The organism is Geomonas diazotrophica, from assembly GCF_018919385.1.
Lineage (GTDB): Bacteria > Desulfobacterota > Desulfuromonadia > Geobacterales > Geobacteraceae > Geomonas > Geomonas diazotrophica.
Window position 1 is genome coordinate 44,064 of the sequence record NZ_JAHLMF010000002.1, and the last position, 16,061, is coordinate 60,124.

Here is a 16,061-nt window from a genome sequence, read left to right on the forward strand (position 1 = left end):
CCAAGCCAGCAGCATATCACCACGGACAACTTTGGCAAGCGCACCAGTCGGAGTTGTAGGTCGCGTCAAAAGGAGATTTTAGAACATGGGTTATAAGCCTGTTTCGTACAACGCTGGAAAAACGCTGGCTAATGAGCTTAAGCCCCCGGAGTTCAAGGAGGCTTGGGAGGCATCGGAGGATGAATTTGCGGCTTTGGATATTCTGCTATCAGCTAGAAAGGAGGCAGGATTGACTCGGGAAGAAGTGGCTAGCAGGATGGGGATTTCCCAGCCGTCGCTGGCGAAAGTGGAGGGTTCACTCGGCTCCCACCGCCATTCGCCCTCTCTGGAGATGCTTCGCAAATATGCCGCCGCAGTCGACTGTAAGCTGGAGATCAGGCTGGTGTGCAACCATTCCTGACCCGACATGGTGCTGCGTAGGAAAAAGCCCGGCCACACTTGGAGTGGACCGGGCATTTTATTTAGCAGGGACGTTCTGTAACTAGATAATCTTGTTCAGCGAGTACTCGACTATGCCTTCGGCGCCGAGTTTGATGAGCTCGGGGACGATGCGGCGGACTTCCTGCTCGGGCATGATGCTCTCGATGGAGACCCAGTCGGAGTTGTAATGGTTGGCGACGGTCGGGCTCTTGAGACTCGGGATCACAGCGGTGATTTCCGCCACCTTCTCCTTGGGCGCGTTCATCTTGAGACCGACCATCCCCTCCGCCCTGAGCGACGACTGCAAAAGCGTCGCGATCTGCTCGATCTTGGCGCGCTTCCAGGGATCTTCCCAGGCGGCCTTGTTGACCACCATGACGGGGACGGATTCCATCAGCTCGGTGACGATCCTCAGGCCGTTGGCCTTGATAGTGGAACCGGTCTCAGTGACTTCGACGATGGCGTCGCAGAGCCCCTCGACGACTTTGGCCTCGGTGGCCCCCCAGGAGAATTCGACGTTGACCGGGATGTTCCTCTCGGCGAAGTAACGCTTGGTGAAACCGACCAGTTCGGTGGAGATGGTGGCGCCGTGCAGATCCTCGGGGCCCTGAATCTTGGAGTTACCATTCACCACCAGCACCCAGCGCGCGGGGCGGCGGGACACCTTGGAGTAGACCATCTCGCAGACTTCGACGACATCGGACTCGTTCTCGCGGATCCAGTCCCGGCCGGCGATGCCGACGTCGATGGTGCCGCGCTCCACGTATTTGCCCATCTCCTGCGGCCGGATCAGGGAGCACTTGATCTCTTCATCGTCGATACCGGGGAAGTAGCTGCGCGAAGAGATCGATATCTGCCAGCCGGCTTTCTTGAACAGGTCGACGGTGGCGTTTTCAAGGCTCCCCTTCGGGATGCCGAGCTTCAACTTTTCCATAGTTCCTCCAGGCTGAAAGTTCAGATTAAGATGAAAACCAATTAGAACCGGACAGGGGTATGGTTACCTTCGTGGCGTCGCCCTCACCCGGCCTTCGGCCACCCTCTCCCAGGAGGAGAGGGGAAAAAATAAAAAAGCCACGCGAGCGTTGGCTCCGTGGCTTTTAGGTTATTTCTTATAGACGTCGTTGGGATCGAAGAGCGGGTTGGAGTGCTCGACCCAGGTTCCGTTCTCGTACTTCACGTAGAAGCAGCTCCGGTTCCCGGTGTGGCAGGCGGCGGGGCCGTTCTGCTTCACCTTGATCACCACGGTGTCGGCATCGCAGTCGGTCAGCACCTCGATCACCTCCTGGGTGTTGCCGGACTCTTCGCCCTTCATCCAGTACTTGTTCCTGGTGCGGCTGAAGAACCAGGTCTTGCCGGTTTCCAGGGTCAGGTTCAGGGTCTTCTCGTCCATGAACGCGACCATCAACACTTCCCCGCTTTCGTTGTCCTGGATAACAGCAGGGATCAGTCCACCCATCTTCTCGAAATCGATCTTTATCATGGCTTCTCTCAGTCCTTCTACTGCGTTTATTGACAAAAAAGTATCCTTTAATACACCGCTGGCGCGAGCTGTGTCAATGATTATGTACCCACCTCCGCTAAAGCTACGGTGGGCAAGCTCCAATTTCGCTAAAGCTACGGCGGGTAAGCTCCACCTTCGCTAAAGCTACGGTGGGCAAGCTCCAATTTCGCTGAAGCTACGACGAAAGGCGGTTCGTAACGCGAAGCCGCAATGACGCAAAGAAACCTTCGGAGAGATACAAAACAAAGCGAAAATGCTTCAACGCAAAGACGCCAAGCCGCAAAGGCGCTAAGAATCCCCCTTTGAGGGGATCCAAAACCACCAAAGACTTTGATTCGCCTTCCCCTGCGTCTCTGCGGCTTCCCGCCTTTGTGTTGGAGCCTTTTGCCTTTAAACAAAAAGGCCCGGCGGATCGTTTCCACCGGGCCTTCCGGATACCTCTTAATCTTCCCGCCGATCAGTCTTCGGCGAGGAGCGTCCTGTCGTTCTCGAAGGTCTTGTGACGCAGTTCATGGAACTTCTGGATCAGCTTCTCGACGGTGAGCGCCTTCTTCGCTTCCCCTTCGATGTCGAAGATGATCTCGCCGCCGTCCATCATGAGCAGACGGTTGCCGAACTCGATGGCATGGGTCATGTTGTGGGTGATCATCATGCCGGTCAGGTTGTACTCGCTGATGAACTTGTTGGTCAGCTCGAGCACGATCTCGGCGTTCTTCGGGTCGAGCGCTGCGGTGTGCTCGTCGAGAAGGATGAGGGCCGGCTTGGAGAGGACCATCATGAGCAGGGTGAGCGCCTGGCGCTGCCCGCCGGAGAACATGACCAGGTTCTCCTTCATCCGGTGCTCAAGCCCCATCCTGAGCTGAACCAGCTCCTGCTTGAAGATCTCGCGGGTCTTGTTGTTCAGGCTGCGGCGCAACCACTTCATCCCCTTTTTGTGGGTGATGGTCATGTTGTCTTCCAGGCTCATGTTGCCGGCGGTGCCGAGCAGCGGGTTCTGGAAGATCCTGCCGATGTACTTCGCCCTCTTGTACTCGGGGTCCCGGGTCACGTTCTTGTCGTTGGCGAAGATCTGCCCCTCACTCGGGAGGTAGGTCCCGGCGATGGTGTTGAACAGGGTCGACTTGCCGGCGCCGTTGGAGCCGATGATGGTGATGAAGTCGCCTTCCTTCACCTTCAGGTTGATATTATTCAGGGCCTTGTTTTCGTTGACGGTCCCCTGGCCAAATACGATGGAAACGTTCTTGAGCTCTATCATTTCGCCACCTTAAACGGGACCTTCAGTTTCTTTGCCTGCGTCGCGATCAGCAGGACGATGATCAGCACGCCCTTGATGAGGTTCAGGTCGCTCGGGGTCATGTGGATGACATAGCCGTAGAAGCGCCCGACGTACATGACGGCGTAGAAGCAGACGGAGCCTGCCAGGGCACAGAACGTGAGCACGCCGATGCGGTTACTCTTAAGCATCAGGAACTCGCCGATCATGACGGAGGCGAGACCGGAAACGATGATTCCCTGGCCAAGCCCCACGTCTGCAAAGCCGAGATACTGGGCGGCGAAGGCGCCGGAGATGGCGACCAGGCCGTTGGAAAGGCCGACGCCGATGGTCTTCAGGGTCTTGGGGTTCACCCCTTGGGAGATGACCATCTGCTCGTTGTTCCCCATGGCGCCCAGGGTCATGCCGAGGTCGGTGCGGAAAAAGAGGTCGAGCAGCACCTTCACCACCAGGGCGACGATCAGGAAGAACACCAAGAGGATGTATTCGTCGGGGATGACGCCGGTGAACTTCTCGGTGACCTGCTTCAGGATGGTGGACTGATCCAGGATAGGGACGTTGGCGCGGTTGCCCAGGATGCGGATGTTGACCGAGTAGAGCATGGTCATGGTGAGGATACCGGCCAGAAGGTTCGGCACCCTCAGGTGGTTGTGGATGAGGGCAGTGACCACGCCGGCCAGCACGCCGCCGGCAAAGGCGACGAGGAGCGCGAGCCAGCCGTTCATACCGGAGAGGAGGCACTGCACCATGAGCGCGGCCCCCAGGGGGAAGGACCCGTCAACCGTCAGGTCCGGAAAATCAAGAATCCTGAACGAGATGAACACGCCCAGGACCATGATGCCATAGATCAATCCTTCAACAAAAATACCTTCGATCATAACACCCTTCTTAGAACCTTATTCGAAACCGTTGGTACCCGCTTTCGCGCTGAAGCGCTACGGTGGGCAAGCCCGGACTCCCTCTTGAAGATTACCTTGAGCGAAGCGGAGTTTGCCCACCGTAGCTTCAGTGAAGTGGAGCTTGCCCACCGTAGCTTTAGCGAAGGTGGGCCAATGGTTTACTGCTTGACTTACTTCTTGGTGATCTTGCCGTTCTGACGGACAGTCTTGGCGGCCTTGACGATGTCGGCCGGAACGGTCAGGCCGAGCTTCTTGGCAACGTCGAGGTTGATCAGGAGGTCGACGTCGGAAGCCTTGGTCATGAAGCGGGTCGGAATCTGCTCCGGCTTCTTGCCCTTCAGGATCTCGATGATCATCTTGCCGGTGGCGCGGCCCATCTTGTAGTAGTCGAAGCCCCAGGCGGCGAGGACGTCGTAGGTCTCGGAGGAGCTCGGGTCGGCGGACATGACCGGGATCTTCGCTTTCGCGGCTACCTCGGCGACGGCGCTCATGGCGGAGACGACGGTGTTGTCGGTGGAGATGTAGATGGCGTCGACGCGGTTGGCGATGGTCTGGGCGGCCTGCTTCACCTCGGCGGACTTGGTGACGGTGGTCTCAACGAACTCCAGGTGCTTCTCCTTGCAGACCTGCTTCACCATGCCGGCCAGGACGACCGCGTTCTCCTCGGAGCTGGTGTAGATGTGGCCGATACGCTTGGTCTTCGGCTTGATCTTGAGCAGCATCTCGATCTGCTGCTTCACCGGGGTCATGTCGGAAACGCCGGTGATGTTCTTGCCACCCTTGGCGAGGGAGGGAACCAGGCCCGCCTTGACCGGGTCGGTAACTGCGGAGAAGACGATCGGGATCCCTTTCAGGGTGTTCACCAGCGCCTGCGCGGTCGGGGTGGCGACGCCGACGGCGAGGTTTACCTTCTCGCTCTGAAACTTGGTGGCGATGGACGCCGCCGTGTTGATGTCGCCGTTGGCGTTCTGCACGTCGAAGGTTGCGTTGATCTTGGAGTCCTTGAGTTCATCCTGAATCCCCTTCACGACCGCGTCCAGCGCCGGGTGAGAAACGATCTTCGAGATGCCGATCGTCACCGGCTTGGCGGGAGCCGCCGCGAAAACGGTTGCCGCAGACGACAGAGACAAAGCGAGAGCCAACAGAATACCGATCTTCTTGCGCACAGATACCTCCGGTTTACATTGAATTGAATTTCTGCTGCTAGTACTGCCAAGGGAACTAGTAACTATCGCCATCGACCGGTGAACAGGTCGGACCTATTTTTCGACCGCCGAGCATACCACTCGGTAAGAGCTATCGTCAACGCCATAGTGGCGCTAAATAGGAACAATTCTTTGAAGAAATGAAAAAAAAGAGGCAAAAGGAGCAGATTTCAACGCAACATAAAACTTTTCTCACCAAAACCGGTCACAGGTTGTTGACACCGCAAATGCAAAAAGGGTATAAGTACGGACGAGCTTGTCGGTTTTGTCACAGGTGTAAGGCACTAACGCCCGCCCCGATATCTCCCCAACAACCGCCAAAACCAGACTCCGCACAATCAGAAAAAAGCACGCCCGGCGCCGTCTGCACCCCGATGCCCGCATAGGCCAAGGCCGGTCAAGGCTGCACCCCCATAAGGAGAACTTCAACGTGAAGCACCTGTACCCGAACCATCGCCCTACCCTCCTGCTGATTGCCCTGCTGGCCCTGCCGCTGGCACTCGTGGGATGCAAGGATAAAAAGGCCTCGGCCACCACGACCAGCGCCGGCGCCGTGCAGCAGGGGCAAGCCAGCTCTGCCCAGGCCCCTCCGGCGACGCCTGCACCGGCGACAGCCACCCCCGCCGCACCTGCCGTGCCTGCAACCGAAGCGACGGCACCGGCTGCCCCCCCCGCCAAATTCGACGCGCACTCCAGCGCCGGGAAAAAGGGAAAGGGGGCCAAGGGGAAAGAGGCAGCCGCACCCAAGTCGGCGTACCGCGCCGGCGAGGACCCGGACTTCGCGGCCAAGAAGGGATGGCCGGTGAAATATCCGGCGCCGCTGCCGGGCTCTATCCTGCCCCAGAAGAGGATCGTCGCCTACTACGGCAACCCCCTCTCCAAGAGAATGGGGGCCTTGGGCGAGTACCAGAAGGACGACATGCTGCAGCGTCTGAAGCGTGAAGCGGCCAAATGGCAGGCAGCGGATCCCTCCCACCCGGTACAGCCCGCGCTGCACCTGATCGCGGTCGTGGCACAGGGGGAACCGGGCAAGGCCGGCCTCTACCGCATGGTCATGCCCGACAAGATCATCAACGACGTCTACAGCTGGGCCAAGTCGATCAACGCCGTCATGTTCATCGACATCCAGACCGGGCACGACAATATCCGCAACGTGCTGCCTCGCTTCGAGTGGATCCTCAAGAACCCGGACGTCCACTTGGGCATCGACCCGGAGTTCAACCTGATCAAGAGCGGCAAGAAACCGGGCACCAAGATCGGCACCTATGACGCCGCCGACATCAACTACGCCTCGAACTACCTGAAAGAGCTGGTCAAGAAGTACAACCTCCCGCCGAAGGTGTTCATCGTGCACCGCTTCACCAGAAACGGCGTGACCAATTCGAAGAACATCCAGCTGCGCCCCGAGGTGCAGATCGTGATGAACATGGACGGCTGGGGCGCCCCCTGGCTCAAGCGCGACTCCTACAAGGACTACGTCGTGGCCGAGCCTGTGGAGTTCACCGGGTTCAAGCTCTTCTACCACAACGACACCAAGAAGGGTGACGCGCTGCTCACCCCGAAAGAGGTGCTCATGCTCAACCCGAAGCCGCTGTACATCCAGTACCAGTAGACGCGGGCTAGATAGGAGCGGGCAAGGTCCGGGCGAATGATTATTCGCCCCTACAGATTACCCCTCCGCCACCTGAAGCAACAAAATAGGGGCGAACCACCAATGGTTCGCCCCTTCGCTTTTTCTGCCGTACCGGCGCCCTCACCCCGACCCTCTCCCGAAGGGCGAGGGAGGTTGTAGCGGCCCCTCACCCCGACCCCTCTCCCGAAGGCGAGGGAGGTGGTGGCTGGCCCTCACCCCGACCCGCTCCCGAAGGGCGGTGGATGGGCGTTCCTCCTCACCACTGGAACTCCGCCCGCCTCTCCGTGGCCATGCCCCCATCGAAACCGCGCTCGATAAAGACCGCCTTCCCCTCGTGGTCCACCAGCAAAACGGTCGATGAGCGCGTACCGTACTGTGCGCTCCTGATGAAGATCGGCGACAGCATCCGCTCCAGTTCCAGCCCCACCCCCGTGTCCGGCAACTCCTGGTCCGCAGGATGCGTCTCGTCGGCCAGGAGTGCGAAAAGCTCCTCCGGTTCGACGTGCCCGCGGGACAAGAGGCGGGCGAGCCCGTCCTTGCCGCAGCGCACCTTGGGCCAGGGTGTGTCCAGCAGGTGGTTGCTCAGGCCGTGGATTCCCGGCTCTATCGGGAGTACCCGATCGCTCTTGTTGGAGTAGCAGAGAAGCCTCTCGCTGTCCCCGACCAGGAGGTTATAGCCGCCGTAGGGAATGCCGGACTCCCGCAACCGGGCCAGGTACTCCTCGGCGCCCGCCTCCTCCGCCAGGAAGCCGCTCACCAGCCGCCCGCGCGATGAAGGACCGTGCCGGTGCGGATCGCCGGGATCGCGGTAGTTGGTGAGCGCCGCGATCCGTCCGGTCGCGGTCACACCGAGCCAGGTGCCGCCGTGTACCAGGTCGCGCCCGGCAAAGATGTGCGGGGCGTCCTCCCAGAAGCGGGCGGGCTCTGTCGGGCGTTGGTAGTATTCGTCGCGGTTGGCGGCAATGACGAGCCGGTATGCGGGGTGGGCCCGGTAGGCGAGTAGCAGCGTGCACATGCGGCTTTCCTGAAAAGAGGGATCAGAGGTCGAGCAGCTTGGCGATCTCCTGCTCCTGTTTCTTGGTCAAGGATTCGAACATCACCCCTGCTCCGGGGATGCAGCGGGTCACCCCCCAGCGCTGGGACCAGCGTACCGTAGCCCGGACGGGGGTCTGGTCCGCGGACTCGAGGAAGCGGATCCAGATGGTGTCGCCCTGCAGGAATTCCTGCATGGAATGCATGAAAAGCCCGTGGCTGCCGAGGTTGATGGTGAAGGACTGGTGAGTGCTCTCGGCCGGGAAGCCGGGATCGGTGCTGTAGTAAAGGTTCAGGTTGATCTGCCGGCGCGGCGACCGGCGCAGCGAACGTGAGGGGAAGTTCCTGCAGCGGTTCTCGATGAAGAAGCGCAGGGCCGAACCGGTGTCGGGTGAGAAGCTCTGTTCCAGCGGGCTCAACTTTATCTTCTTCTGTCTCGCCTCCCACTTCACCCGCAGCACCGGGAAGAGATTGATGCACTCATAGGCGACCACCTTCTCTTCCTTGCTGCAGCGCACCAGCGTCAGTATGTCGACGAGGAAACCGTTGTAGCGGTTGTCCGTCGCCATCTGCGACATCTCGGCAAAGGAGCGCGCCACGTCACAGGCCACCCCGATTTCCGTCACGGCCTGCGCATAAGCGTCACCTGCTTCTTCATCTTTTACTACTATCAGGATCTTGATGTCTGACATGTATGGTTGGACGGTCCTTCAATCAATGGAGGTAGCTTCGGAGACTGGCCTGCTACACTATAGCCGGTCCCCAAAGAAGGTCAAACGTTTTCGACACCGCGCTGTGACAGTGGAAGCCTACTCAGGTCTCTTTGACGTTATCGAAAGCACGGTCACGGTCAGGTCGCCGGCCGGCCTCCTGATGGTAACCTCGTCGTCGACCTTCTTGCCGAGCAGGGCCTTGCCGACCGGCGAGTCGATGCTGATCTTCCCCAGGCTCACGTCGAACTCGTCGGGGCCGACCAACTGGTAGCAGCGCTCCTCCCCTTCCTCGTCCTCGTAGGTGACCCAGCAACCGAAACTGACCGAGGTCGGGTTCAGCGGCGGGTAGACCACCTTGAGCACCTTGAGCCGGTCACCGAGATGCTTCAGCTCGCGGTCGATCTCCCGCAGCCTCTTCTTCGAGTAGATGTACTCGGCGTTCTCGGAGCGGTCCCCTTCGGCGGCGGCGTCGGCCATGTTCTTCACCATGCGCGGCCGCTCGGTCTCCCAGAGAACGTCGTAGCGTTCCTGCAATCTTTTGCGCCCTTCGGCGCTGATCATGTTGGTCATAGTTCGCTCCTCACCCTTCATCCCCTCCCGGCGTCCAGGGGGCAGATGTTTGGGAGAGCGCATCATAGTAGACTTTACTGCTCAAGGCAATACGGTAGCCGTGGCTCAGGGATTCTTGTCCAGGTGGCGGTATTTGCGGATGGACTCTTCGTAGGTCTTCTGGATTTCGTTTTCCGGCGGGGCCTTGCTGTAGGAGATGAGGTAGCGGCCGGCGAGGAATGCCAGCAGCAGGAAAAGGAGGGTCCAGGCCAGACGGGTGATGACCTGTTTCCAGGTGAGGTGAGCGGATTGGGTTTCCTCGTGCTCCTCGAGTTCGCGCTTGTCGGCGACCTTGCGCAGGTGGGCGATCTGGACCGAGGAGATCTGCTTGAAGATCAGGTCGCGGTCCCGCTCGTCCAGGAAGAGGAACTCCATCCCCACGTCGTAGCGGCTGGAGCCGTCGCGCAGCGTAAGGGGAGGCTTCATGTGTATGACCTGCCCGACTGCGTGCACAAGCCTCGGCGGATCGAGCGGGAGGTAGAGTTCCAGGTTGACCAGTTGCTCCGGGCGCGCGGTCATCGGCATGCGCAGGCAGATCCCCCCGCCGCCGAGGTTTAACTGGGCCCTGAGCAGGTCCTGCCAGGCGATCGGCTTGGCCGGTTGGAAGCGAGCCATCTGGGCCGCGATGACGAAATCGTCGTACCCCTGGAACTTCATCTGCTCGCGCTCCTTGCGCACCTCCCAGTCCTGTTCCACCTCTTTGCGGCTGGACTCGTCCACGATGTCGTAGCGGACCTTCAAGGCCATGTCGGCCCGGAAGAACTGGCGCCTCTCGCTCAGGGTGAACCGGCCGAAAAGCCGTATCAGCAGTATCCGCGCTCCCAGCCTGTCGGTGACGATCCCGCTGCAAGTGTAGCTGTCCTTGCCAAGCCGGATGCTGACGTCGAGGATGAAGCCGACGTCCACCCGCACGTTGGCAGGTAGCACATCGCGGGAGATCTGCATCTGCAGCAGGTCCCCTCCCGACTCGTTGATGACACCCCAGTCCCGGAACACGCCGCCGCCCGCGAGCGGGATGCCGATCTCGATGCGCATCCCGGGCGCGAGGAGCGCACGGTATTCGCTGTATTCGTCTTCCATGGTGAATCCGTAGTTTTTTTAATAAGAGAATGAACCGACTATCACATTAAACTGCAGCCGCGGCGAAATGCAAGGGGGTGGTAGCGAAAGAGCGGTTGCGTTTTTACCGAGGAACCCCGCGGGGTGCCTTGACATAGCCGGGAGCTGTGCTATCACAGTAAGGGCTTTTTTACTAATGAAGAGGAGAGTGAATATGAAACGTATTGCGATAGCAGCGGCGGCGATGGCGGTGGTGATGATGGCGGCACAGGCGATGGCAGTTCCGGCCGGCAAGACCGTGGAATGGCCTACCTCGATGGGCAAGGTTACCTTCAAGGGGGACGACCATGCCGGCAAGGGGCTCAAGTGCAACGAGTGTCACACCAAGATCTTCAAGATGAAGAAGGGCTCCACGCAGATGAAGATGGCCGACATCAACGCCGGCAAATACTGCGGCGAGTGCCACAACGGCAAGAGGGCCTTCAAACCCGCCGGCAACTGCGCCAAGTGCCACAAGAAATAGCAATACCGCTTTTCGGGCTGCGCTCCATCCTCGGGGCGCAGCCTCCCACGTCCCCCCTCCTTTTCTGTTGATCTACTCCCGAAAAAAACATAAAAAGAAACAGCCGAATCGACCGCCCGTCGCCTTGCTACCAACACGAGGAGATCATAGATGAACGTCGTCACCAGGAGATCGGTCTGCCCCTTCGACTGCCCGGACACCTGCAGCATGCTGGTACAGGTTGAAAACGGCAAGGCCATCGCGGTGCAGGGCGACCCCCTCCATCCCTTCAGCCGCGGCACCCTCTGCCCCAAGATGCGCCACTACGAGAAAAGCGTCCATTCGCCGCTGCGCCTCACCTCTCCCCTCATGAGAACCGGCGCCAAGGGAAAAGGAGAGTTCACCCCCATCTCCTGGGACGAGGCCATCGCCACCATAGCCGAGCGCTGGCGCTCCATCATCGCCGACCACGGGGGTGAGGCCATCCTCCCCTACTCCTACGCCGGGACCATGGGGATCGTGCAGAGAAACGCGGGGCACCCCTTCTTCCACCGCATGGGAGCCTCCCGGCTGGACCGCACCATCTGCTCCCCCGCCAAGGGGGCGGGGTGGGAGGCGGTCATGGGCAAGACGGCGACCCCGCCGCCTGAATCCGCGGGCAAAAGCGACCTCCTGATCCTGTGGGGGATCAACGCGGCGGCGACCAGCATCCACTTCCTGAACCAGGCGCACGAGGTGCGGCAAAGGGGGGGGGAGATCTGGCTGATCGACACCTACGAGACCCCGACCGCCTCAGCCGCGGACCGCACCTTCCTGGTGCGCCCGGGGAGCGACGGGGCCCTCGCCCTCGGGATGATGCACGTGATCGCCCGCGAGGGGCTGGTCGACCGGGAGTTCCTGGCGCAACAGGTGCTCGGCTTCGAGGAGCTGGCAGCCGAGGTGCTCCCCGAGATGACGCCTGAGCGCTGCGCGGAGATAACCGGCCTGGAGGCGGAGACCATCGTGGCCATGGCACGTGCCTACGCGGCGGCCAAGGCCCCCTTCATCCGCCTTGGGAGCGGGCTGTCGCGCTACGGCAACGGCTCCATGACGGTGCGCTCGATCTGCTGCCTGCCGGCGCTGGTCGGCGCCTACGGCAAGGACGGGGCGGGGTGCTTTCCCGACACCGCGACCGGCGCGGCCTTCCCGATGGAGATCCTCACCAGGGAGGACCTGATCCCGGGGCAGGCCCGGCTCGTCAACATGAACCAGTTGGGCACGGCGCTAAACCGGCTCGATGCTCCGCGGGTCATGGGGCTCTACGTGTACCACTCCAACCCTGCCGCGGTCACCCCGGACCAGAACGCGGTGCTCAAGGGGCTTTGCCGCGAGGACCTCTTCACCGTGGTGCACGAGCGTTTCCTGACCGATACGGCGCGCTACGCCGACATCGTGCTCCCCGCCACCTCGTCGCTGGAGCACAGCGACATCTACCGTTCCTACGGCACCTACTGCATCCAGCGCGCCCAGGCGGTGATCGACCCGGTTGGGGAGAGCAAGTCCAACTGGGAGGTCTTCTCCCTTTTGGCCAAGGCGATGGGGTTCGAGGAGGAGATCTTCACCCTCACGGCGGACCAGATGATCGACCGGCTCCTCGCGGTGCCCAAGCCGCTGCGGGCGGGGATTGACGAGGAGGCGCTCGCCGAGGGACGCCCGGTCACCCTGGCGGGAAGGCCGGCAGGGATCCAGACGCCGTCGGGAAAGATCGAGGTCCTGAACGAGAGGCTGACCGAGCGGCTGCCGCGCTACCTCCCCACCCACGAGGAACAGGGGCGGCTTCCCTTCCGGCTCATGACCGCGCCCACCCCCTACGCGCTGAACGCCACCTTCTACGAGCGGGAGGAGTTGCGGGAGAGCCAGGGGGGGATGGAACTCAAGATGAACCCGCAGGACGCGGCGGAGAAGGGGCTTCGCAACGGCACGGAGGTGGTCGCCTGGAATGAGCTCGGCGAAGTCACCTTCCGGCTGCAGGTGACCCCCAAGGTGCCGCGGGGCGTGGTGGTGGCGGAGGGGGTGTGGTGGCTCGCTTATGCGCCGGGAGAGCGCTCGGTGAACGCGCTCACCTCGCAGCGCCTGACCGACCAGGGCGGGGGGAGCACCTTCTACGACAACAGGGTCGATGTGAGACCAGCGTAAAGACGGAGAACCAAACCTTTTCTTAACGCAAAGACGCGGAGACGCTAAGAAAACCAAACAACTTTTATAGTACAGACCCACTTTTCCCTTTGCGGCTTTGCGTTGAAAAACGCCTTTAATCCTGCACGAACGGAGCGGGTGGGCCTCTTCAGCCTTACACATTTTGCCTCATGATTTGCCGGCGGCTGCCGATGTAATGAGAAGCAACGGCAATAAACAATCGGGGGGCGTATGGAACCGAACAACAAGATTCTGCTGGAAAGCGGCACCAACGAACTGGAGATAGTCGAATTCAGGATCGACGAGGTGGACGGCAAGGGGAACGTGGTCCCCTGCTACTTCGGCGTGAACGTCGCCAAGGTGCGCGAGATCATCAGACTGCCCGAGACACGCAAGGTGGTGAACTCCAACCCCTGCGTGAGCGGCATGATCAAACTGCGCGACCAGGTGATCACCCTGATCGACCTCTCCCGCTCGCTGAACAAGAACACGGAGGGGATCCCGGCGGACCGGGTCATCGTGCTCGAATTCAACAGGATCGTGGTCGGCATCCAGGTACACTCCGTCTCCCGCATCTACCGCATCTCCTGGGAAAACGTGGAGCCCCCGGTCAAGGCGATCCACGACGCCAACATCACCGGCGTGGTGAAGATGGAAGACAGGATCATCCTCATCCTCGACTTCGAGAAGATCATAGGCGAACTCTCCTCGACCATGGCGCTGGCCACGCCGGGCGAGGAACTGATGCACGCCAACTCCGCCCTGAACCGCGGCACCCGGACCATCCTGGTCGCCGACGACTCGGCCTTCATCAGGAGGACCATGTGCGGTTCGCTGCGGGAAGCGGGGTACCAGGTGGTGGAAGCGGAGAACGGCGAGGAGGCGTGGGAACACGTGCAGGCGGTACGTCAGAAATGCGCGGAGAGCGGGCAGCCGCTGAAGGAGCTGCTGAGCCTCGTGATCACCGACATCGAGATGCCCCGCATGGACGGTCTGCACCTCACCGCGCTGATCAGGAAGGAGACCGACCTGGGAGGGCTGCCGGTGGTGATATTCTCTTCCCTCGCCAGCGACGACAACAAGATGAAATGGCGCAACCTTGGGGCGAGCGACATCCTCACCAAGCCGGACCTCCCCAACCTGGTGCAGAAGGCGGACACCCTTGCCCTGTGAGCCGTGCCCCGAGCTGTCGGTCGTGGTGCCGGTCTACAACGAGGAGGGGAACGTGGCTCCCTTCCTCGCGGCGCTTGCCCGACAGCAGGGGGTACGCCTGGAGGTGATCCTCTCCGACGGTGCTTCCAGCGACCGGACCCTCCGGAGCGCGCGGCAACTGCGCGACGGGCTCCCCTTCCCGCTCACCCTGCTCGAAGGGAGCAAGGGGAGGGGGGGACAGTTAAACCGCGGCGCCGAGGCGGCCCGCGCCGAAACCCTCCTCTTCCTGCACATCGATTCCAGCCTCGAAGACCCGCTGGCCCTCCGGAAGGCGCTGGACGCACTCCGGGAGGCCCTGCGCTCCGGAGAAAAGGTGGCGGGTCGCTTCGCCCTCCGTTTCGGCTTCCCCGGCACCACCCCGCTCCCCTACCGTTTCTACGGCGCCAAGGCCGCCCTGGACCGCCCCGGATGCACCCACGGAGACCAGGGCTTCCTGCTCCGGCGCGACTTCTTCGCGCAGGTAGGCCCCTTCGACAGCTCGCTGCCGCTCATGGAAGACACCTTCCTGGCCGAGCGGGTGCGGCGGGAGGGACGGTGGCTCCTCCTGCCGGCCACCATCACCACCTCGCCGCGGCGCTTCCTGGCCGAGGGGCTCCTCCCGAGGCAGACGCTCAACGCCATCCTGATGAACCTGGCCCACATCGGGCAGCTCTCCCTGATCCGTTGCCTGCAGACGAGCTACCGCAGCCAGGACGCCGCCGCGAGGCTCAAGCTAAGCCCCTTCCTGGCGTCGCTGCACCGGGCGATGGGCGACCTCGACGCAGGGGAGCGGCGCCGATTATGGTGCCGCACCGGCGCCTACGTGCGGGCGAACGCCTGGCAGATAGCTTTCTTTCTGGACGTCGTGACCGGGGGGCTTCGGGAAGAAGGGAGGGGGGGGAGGTTTCTGGAGCTTTACGACCGCTTTCTGGGGCGGCTCATCGACAACAAGGGAGGGGACCTGGGGGCCGCCCTCCTGACCTGGCTCTGGTTCCGGCTGACGCTGCTCGCCGCGCCCTAGCCCTCGCCGCGCCCTTTGCGCGCCGCATCGACGAAACCGTTCAACTCGTCCTTTTGCCACTGCGCCGGCTCCACGAACTCGACCCCGAAGCCGGTGGGGAGGCCGGAGTGCACCCTTTTCCCCTCCTGGTTCACCCAGGCCACCCTCCCCTTCAGCTCCAATAGCGGCGTCCGCTCCGTCTCCAGGAATAAGGCGAGCCTCAGCTCCTGGTTGGGGACCACCTCTTCGCGGCTGGCGAGGAACAGGCCGCCGTCGCCGATGTCGAGGGCATGGGCGCCGACGGGACTTTCGTGCAAAAGGAACAACACCGGGATCTGGCAGGGAATGCGCACCTCGCGTCGGTCCACGGCGTCGGTGTACTTGCGGGCCATGTCGAGGAAGAGACGGCGGTCGATGGGCTTGGTGAGGAAGTCGTCGCATCCGGCCTGCTGGGCCCGCGCGCGGTCCTGGTCATTTCCGGCAGTAGTGAGCATGACGACGGGGATGCTGCTGAGGAAGGGATCGGCCTTCAAGAGGGTGCAACAGGAGATGCCGTCCATGACGGGCATGTTCAGGTCCATGAAGATCAGGTCGGGGGGATCCTTGCGGACCAGCTCCAGGGCCTCGGCGCCGTTGCCGGCGGTGACGACGTCGATATGCGACACCTTGAGAAAGCTCTTCTCCAGCTCCAGGATCAGCCTGGTATCGTCCACCAACATGATCTTAGGTTTTGCCACGCCACTTCCCCCACTCAAGTATTGAAAGACGTTTTCACGCGGGATTCCGAACGGGTCGGACCCGCACATTAATCAATATCGCCGTGGCTTTGTCAACCAAAAAAGTCGGCTA

General features: G+C 61.5%; 16 protein-coding genes. 6 read left to right on the forward strand and 10 right to left on the reverse strand.

Translation table 11 applies throughout. The features are described 5' to 3' along the window. Positions 1-85: 85 nt before the first annotated feature. Complete coding sequence (locus tag KOM00_RS02425; protein WP_216497243.1) at positions 86-400, forward strand: helix-turn-helix domain-containing protein; 315 nt, start codon at positions 86-88, stop codon at positions 398-400. 81 nt (positions 401-481) lie between these two features. Here the strand turns inward: KOM00_RS02425 and hisG are convergent, their stop codons facing one another. From hisG to KOM00_RS02450, 5 genes are all read right to left on the reverse strand, one after another. Beyond that, a complete protein-coding gene (gene hisG / locus KOM00_RS02430) occupies positions 482-1,354 on the reverse strand; it encodes an ATP phosphoribosyltransferase (protein ID WP_216497244.1) in 873 nt (290 codons plus the stop codon). Positions 1,355-1,522: 168 nt separating this feature from the next. After that, entirely contained in the window at positions 1,523-1,900 is a 378-nt protein-coding gene (hisI, locus tag KOM00_RS02435) for a phosphoribosyl-AMP cyclohydrolase (protein ID WP_216497245.1), read from the reverse strand. Positions 1,901-2,378: 478 nt separating this feature from the next. Further along, complete coding sequence (locus KOM00_RS02440; protein ID WP_216497246.1) at positions 2,379-3,176, reverse strand: ABC transporter ATP-binding protein; 798 nt, start codon at positions 3,174-3,176, stop codon at positions 2,379-2,381. Next, positions 3,173-4,072: an ABC transporter permease gene (locus tag KOM00_RS02445; protein ID WP_216497247.1), complete on the reverse strand. Its 900-nt coding sequence runs from the start codon at positions 4,070-4,072 to the stop codon at positions 3,173-3,175. Before KOM00_RS02445 ends, KOM00_RS02440 begins: the two co-directional genes overlap by 4 nt. Positions 4,073-4,263: 191 nt before the next feature. Further along, on the reverse strand, positions 4,264-5,259 hold the full coding sequence (locus KOM00_RS02450) for an ABC transporter substrate-binding protein (RefSeq protein WP_216497248.1): 996 nt from the start codon (positions 5,257-5,259) through the stop codon (positions 4,264-4,266). 469 nt (positions 5,260-5,728) lie between these two features. Between KOM00_RS02450 and KOM00_RS02455 the strand changes: the two genes are divergently transcribed. Beyond that, positions 5,729-6,910 (forward strand): hypothetical protein, encoded by a 1,182-nt coding sequence (locus tag KOM00_RS02455; RefSeq protein ID WP_216497249.1) that lies wholly within the window; start codon positions 5,729-5,731, stop codon positions 6,908-6,910. Positions 6,911-7,187: 277 nt separating this feature from the next. On the opposite strand, the gene KOM00_RS02460 is transcribed toward KOM00_RS02455, so the two are convergent. The 4 genes from KOM00_RS02460 to KOM00_RS02475 all read right to left on the reverse strand — a co-directional run bounded on the left by KOM00_RS02460 (position 7,188) and on the right by KOM00_RS02475 (position 10,365). Then, positions 7,188-7,946 carry an NRDE family protein gene (locus KOM00_RS02460; RefSeq protein WP_216497250.1) on the reverse strand — a complete coding sequence of 253 codons (759 nt, stop codon included), beginning with the start codon at positions 7,944-7,946 and terminating at the stop codon, positions 7,188-7,190. A 22-nt stretch (positions 7,947-7,968) separates the two neighbouring features. Beyond that, the gene (locus KOM00_RS02465) at positions 7,969-8,655 is read right to left on the reverse strand and encodes a PilZ domain-containing protein (RefSeq protein ID WP_216497251.1); all 687 of its coding nucleotides are present in this window, start codon (positions 8,653-8,655) and stop codon (positions 7,969-7,971) included. 117 nt (positions 8,656-8,772) lie between these two features. Then, on the reverse strand, positions 8,773-9,246 hold the full coding sequence (locus KOM00_RS02470; RefSeq protein ID WP_216497252.1) for a GreA/GreB family elongation factor: 474 nt from the start codon (positions 9,244-9,246) through the stop codon (positions 8,773-8,775). A 105-nt stretch (positions 9,247-9,351) separates the two neighbouring features. Next, positions 9,352-10,365 (reverse strand): PilZ-like domain-containing protein, encoded by a 1,014-nt coding sequence (locus KOM00_RS02475; RefSeq protein ID WP_216497253.1) that lies wholly within the window; start codon positions 10,363-10,365, stop codon positions 9,352-9,354. Positions 10,366-10,558: 193 nt separating this feature from the next. Between KOM00_RS02475 and KOM00_RS02480 the strand changes: the two genes are divergently transcribed. The 4 genes from KOM00_RS02480 (at position 10,559) to KOM00_RS02495 (ending at position 15,233) form a co-directional block, all read left to right on the forward strand. Then, positions 10,559-10,867 carry a cytochrome c3 family protein gene (locus KOM00_RS02480; RefSeq protein ID WP_216497254.1) on the forward strand — a complete coding sequence of 103 codons (309 nt, stop codon included), beginning with the start codon at positions 10,559-10,561 and terminating at the stop codon, positions 10,865-10,867. A gap of 150 nt (positions 10,868-11,017) precedes the next feature. Next, positions 11,018-13,021 carry a molybdopterin oxidoreductase family protein gene (locus tag KOM00_RS02485; RefSeq protein ID WP_216497255.1) on the forward strand — a complete coding sequence of 668 codons (2,004 nt, stop codon included), beginning with the start codon at positions 11,018-11,020 and terminating at the stop codon, positions 13,019-13,021. A gap of 231 nt (positions 13,022-13,252) precedes the next feature. Then, entirely contained in the window at positions 13,253-14,194 is a 942-nt protein-coding gene (locus tag KOM00_RS02490) for a chemotaxis protein CheV (protein ID WP_216497256.1), read from the forward strand. Further along, positions 14,184-15,233: a TIGR04283 family arsenosugar biosynthesis glycosyltransferase gene (locus KOM00_RS02495; RefSeq protein ID WP_216497257.1), complete on the forward strand. Its 1,050-nt coding sequence runs from the start codon at positions 14,184-14,186 to the stop codon at positions 15,231-15,233. Before KOM00_RS02490 ends, KOM00_RS02495 begins: the two co-directional genes overlap by 11 nt. On the opposite strand, the gene KOM00_RS02500 is transcribed toward KOM00_RS02495, so the two are convergent. Next, on the reverse strand, positions 15,230-15,949 hold the full coding sequence (locus tag KOM00_RS02500; RefSeq protein WP_216497258.1) for a response regulator: 720 nt from the start codon (positions 15,947-15,949) through the stop codon (positions 15,230-15,232). The two genes, KOM00_RS02495 and KOM00_RS02500, sit on opposite strands and share 4 nt — an antisense overlap. Positions 15,950-16,061: the final 112 nt, after the last annotated feature.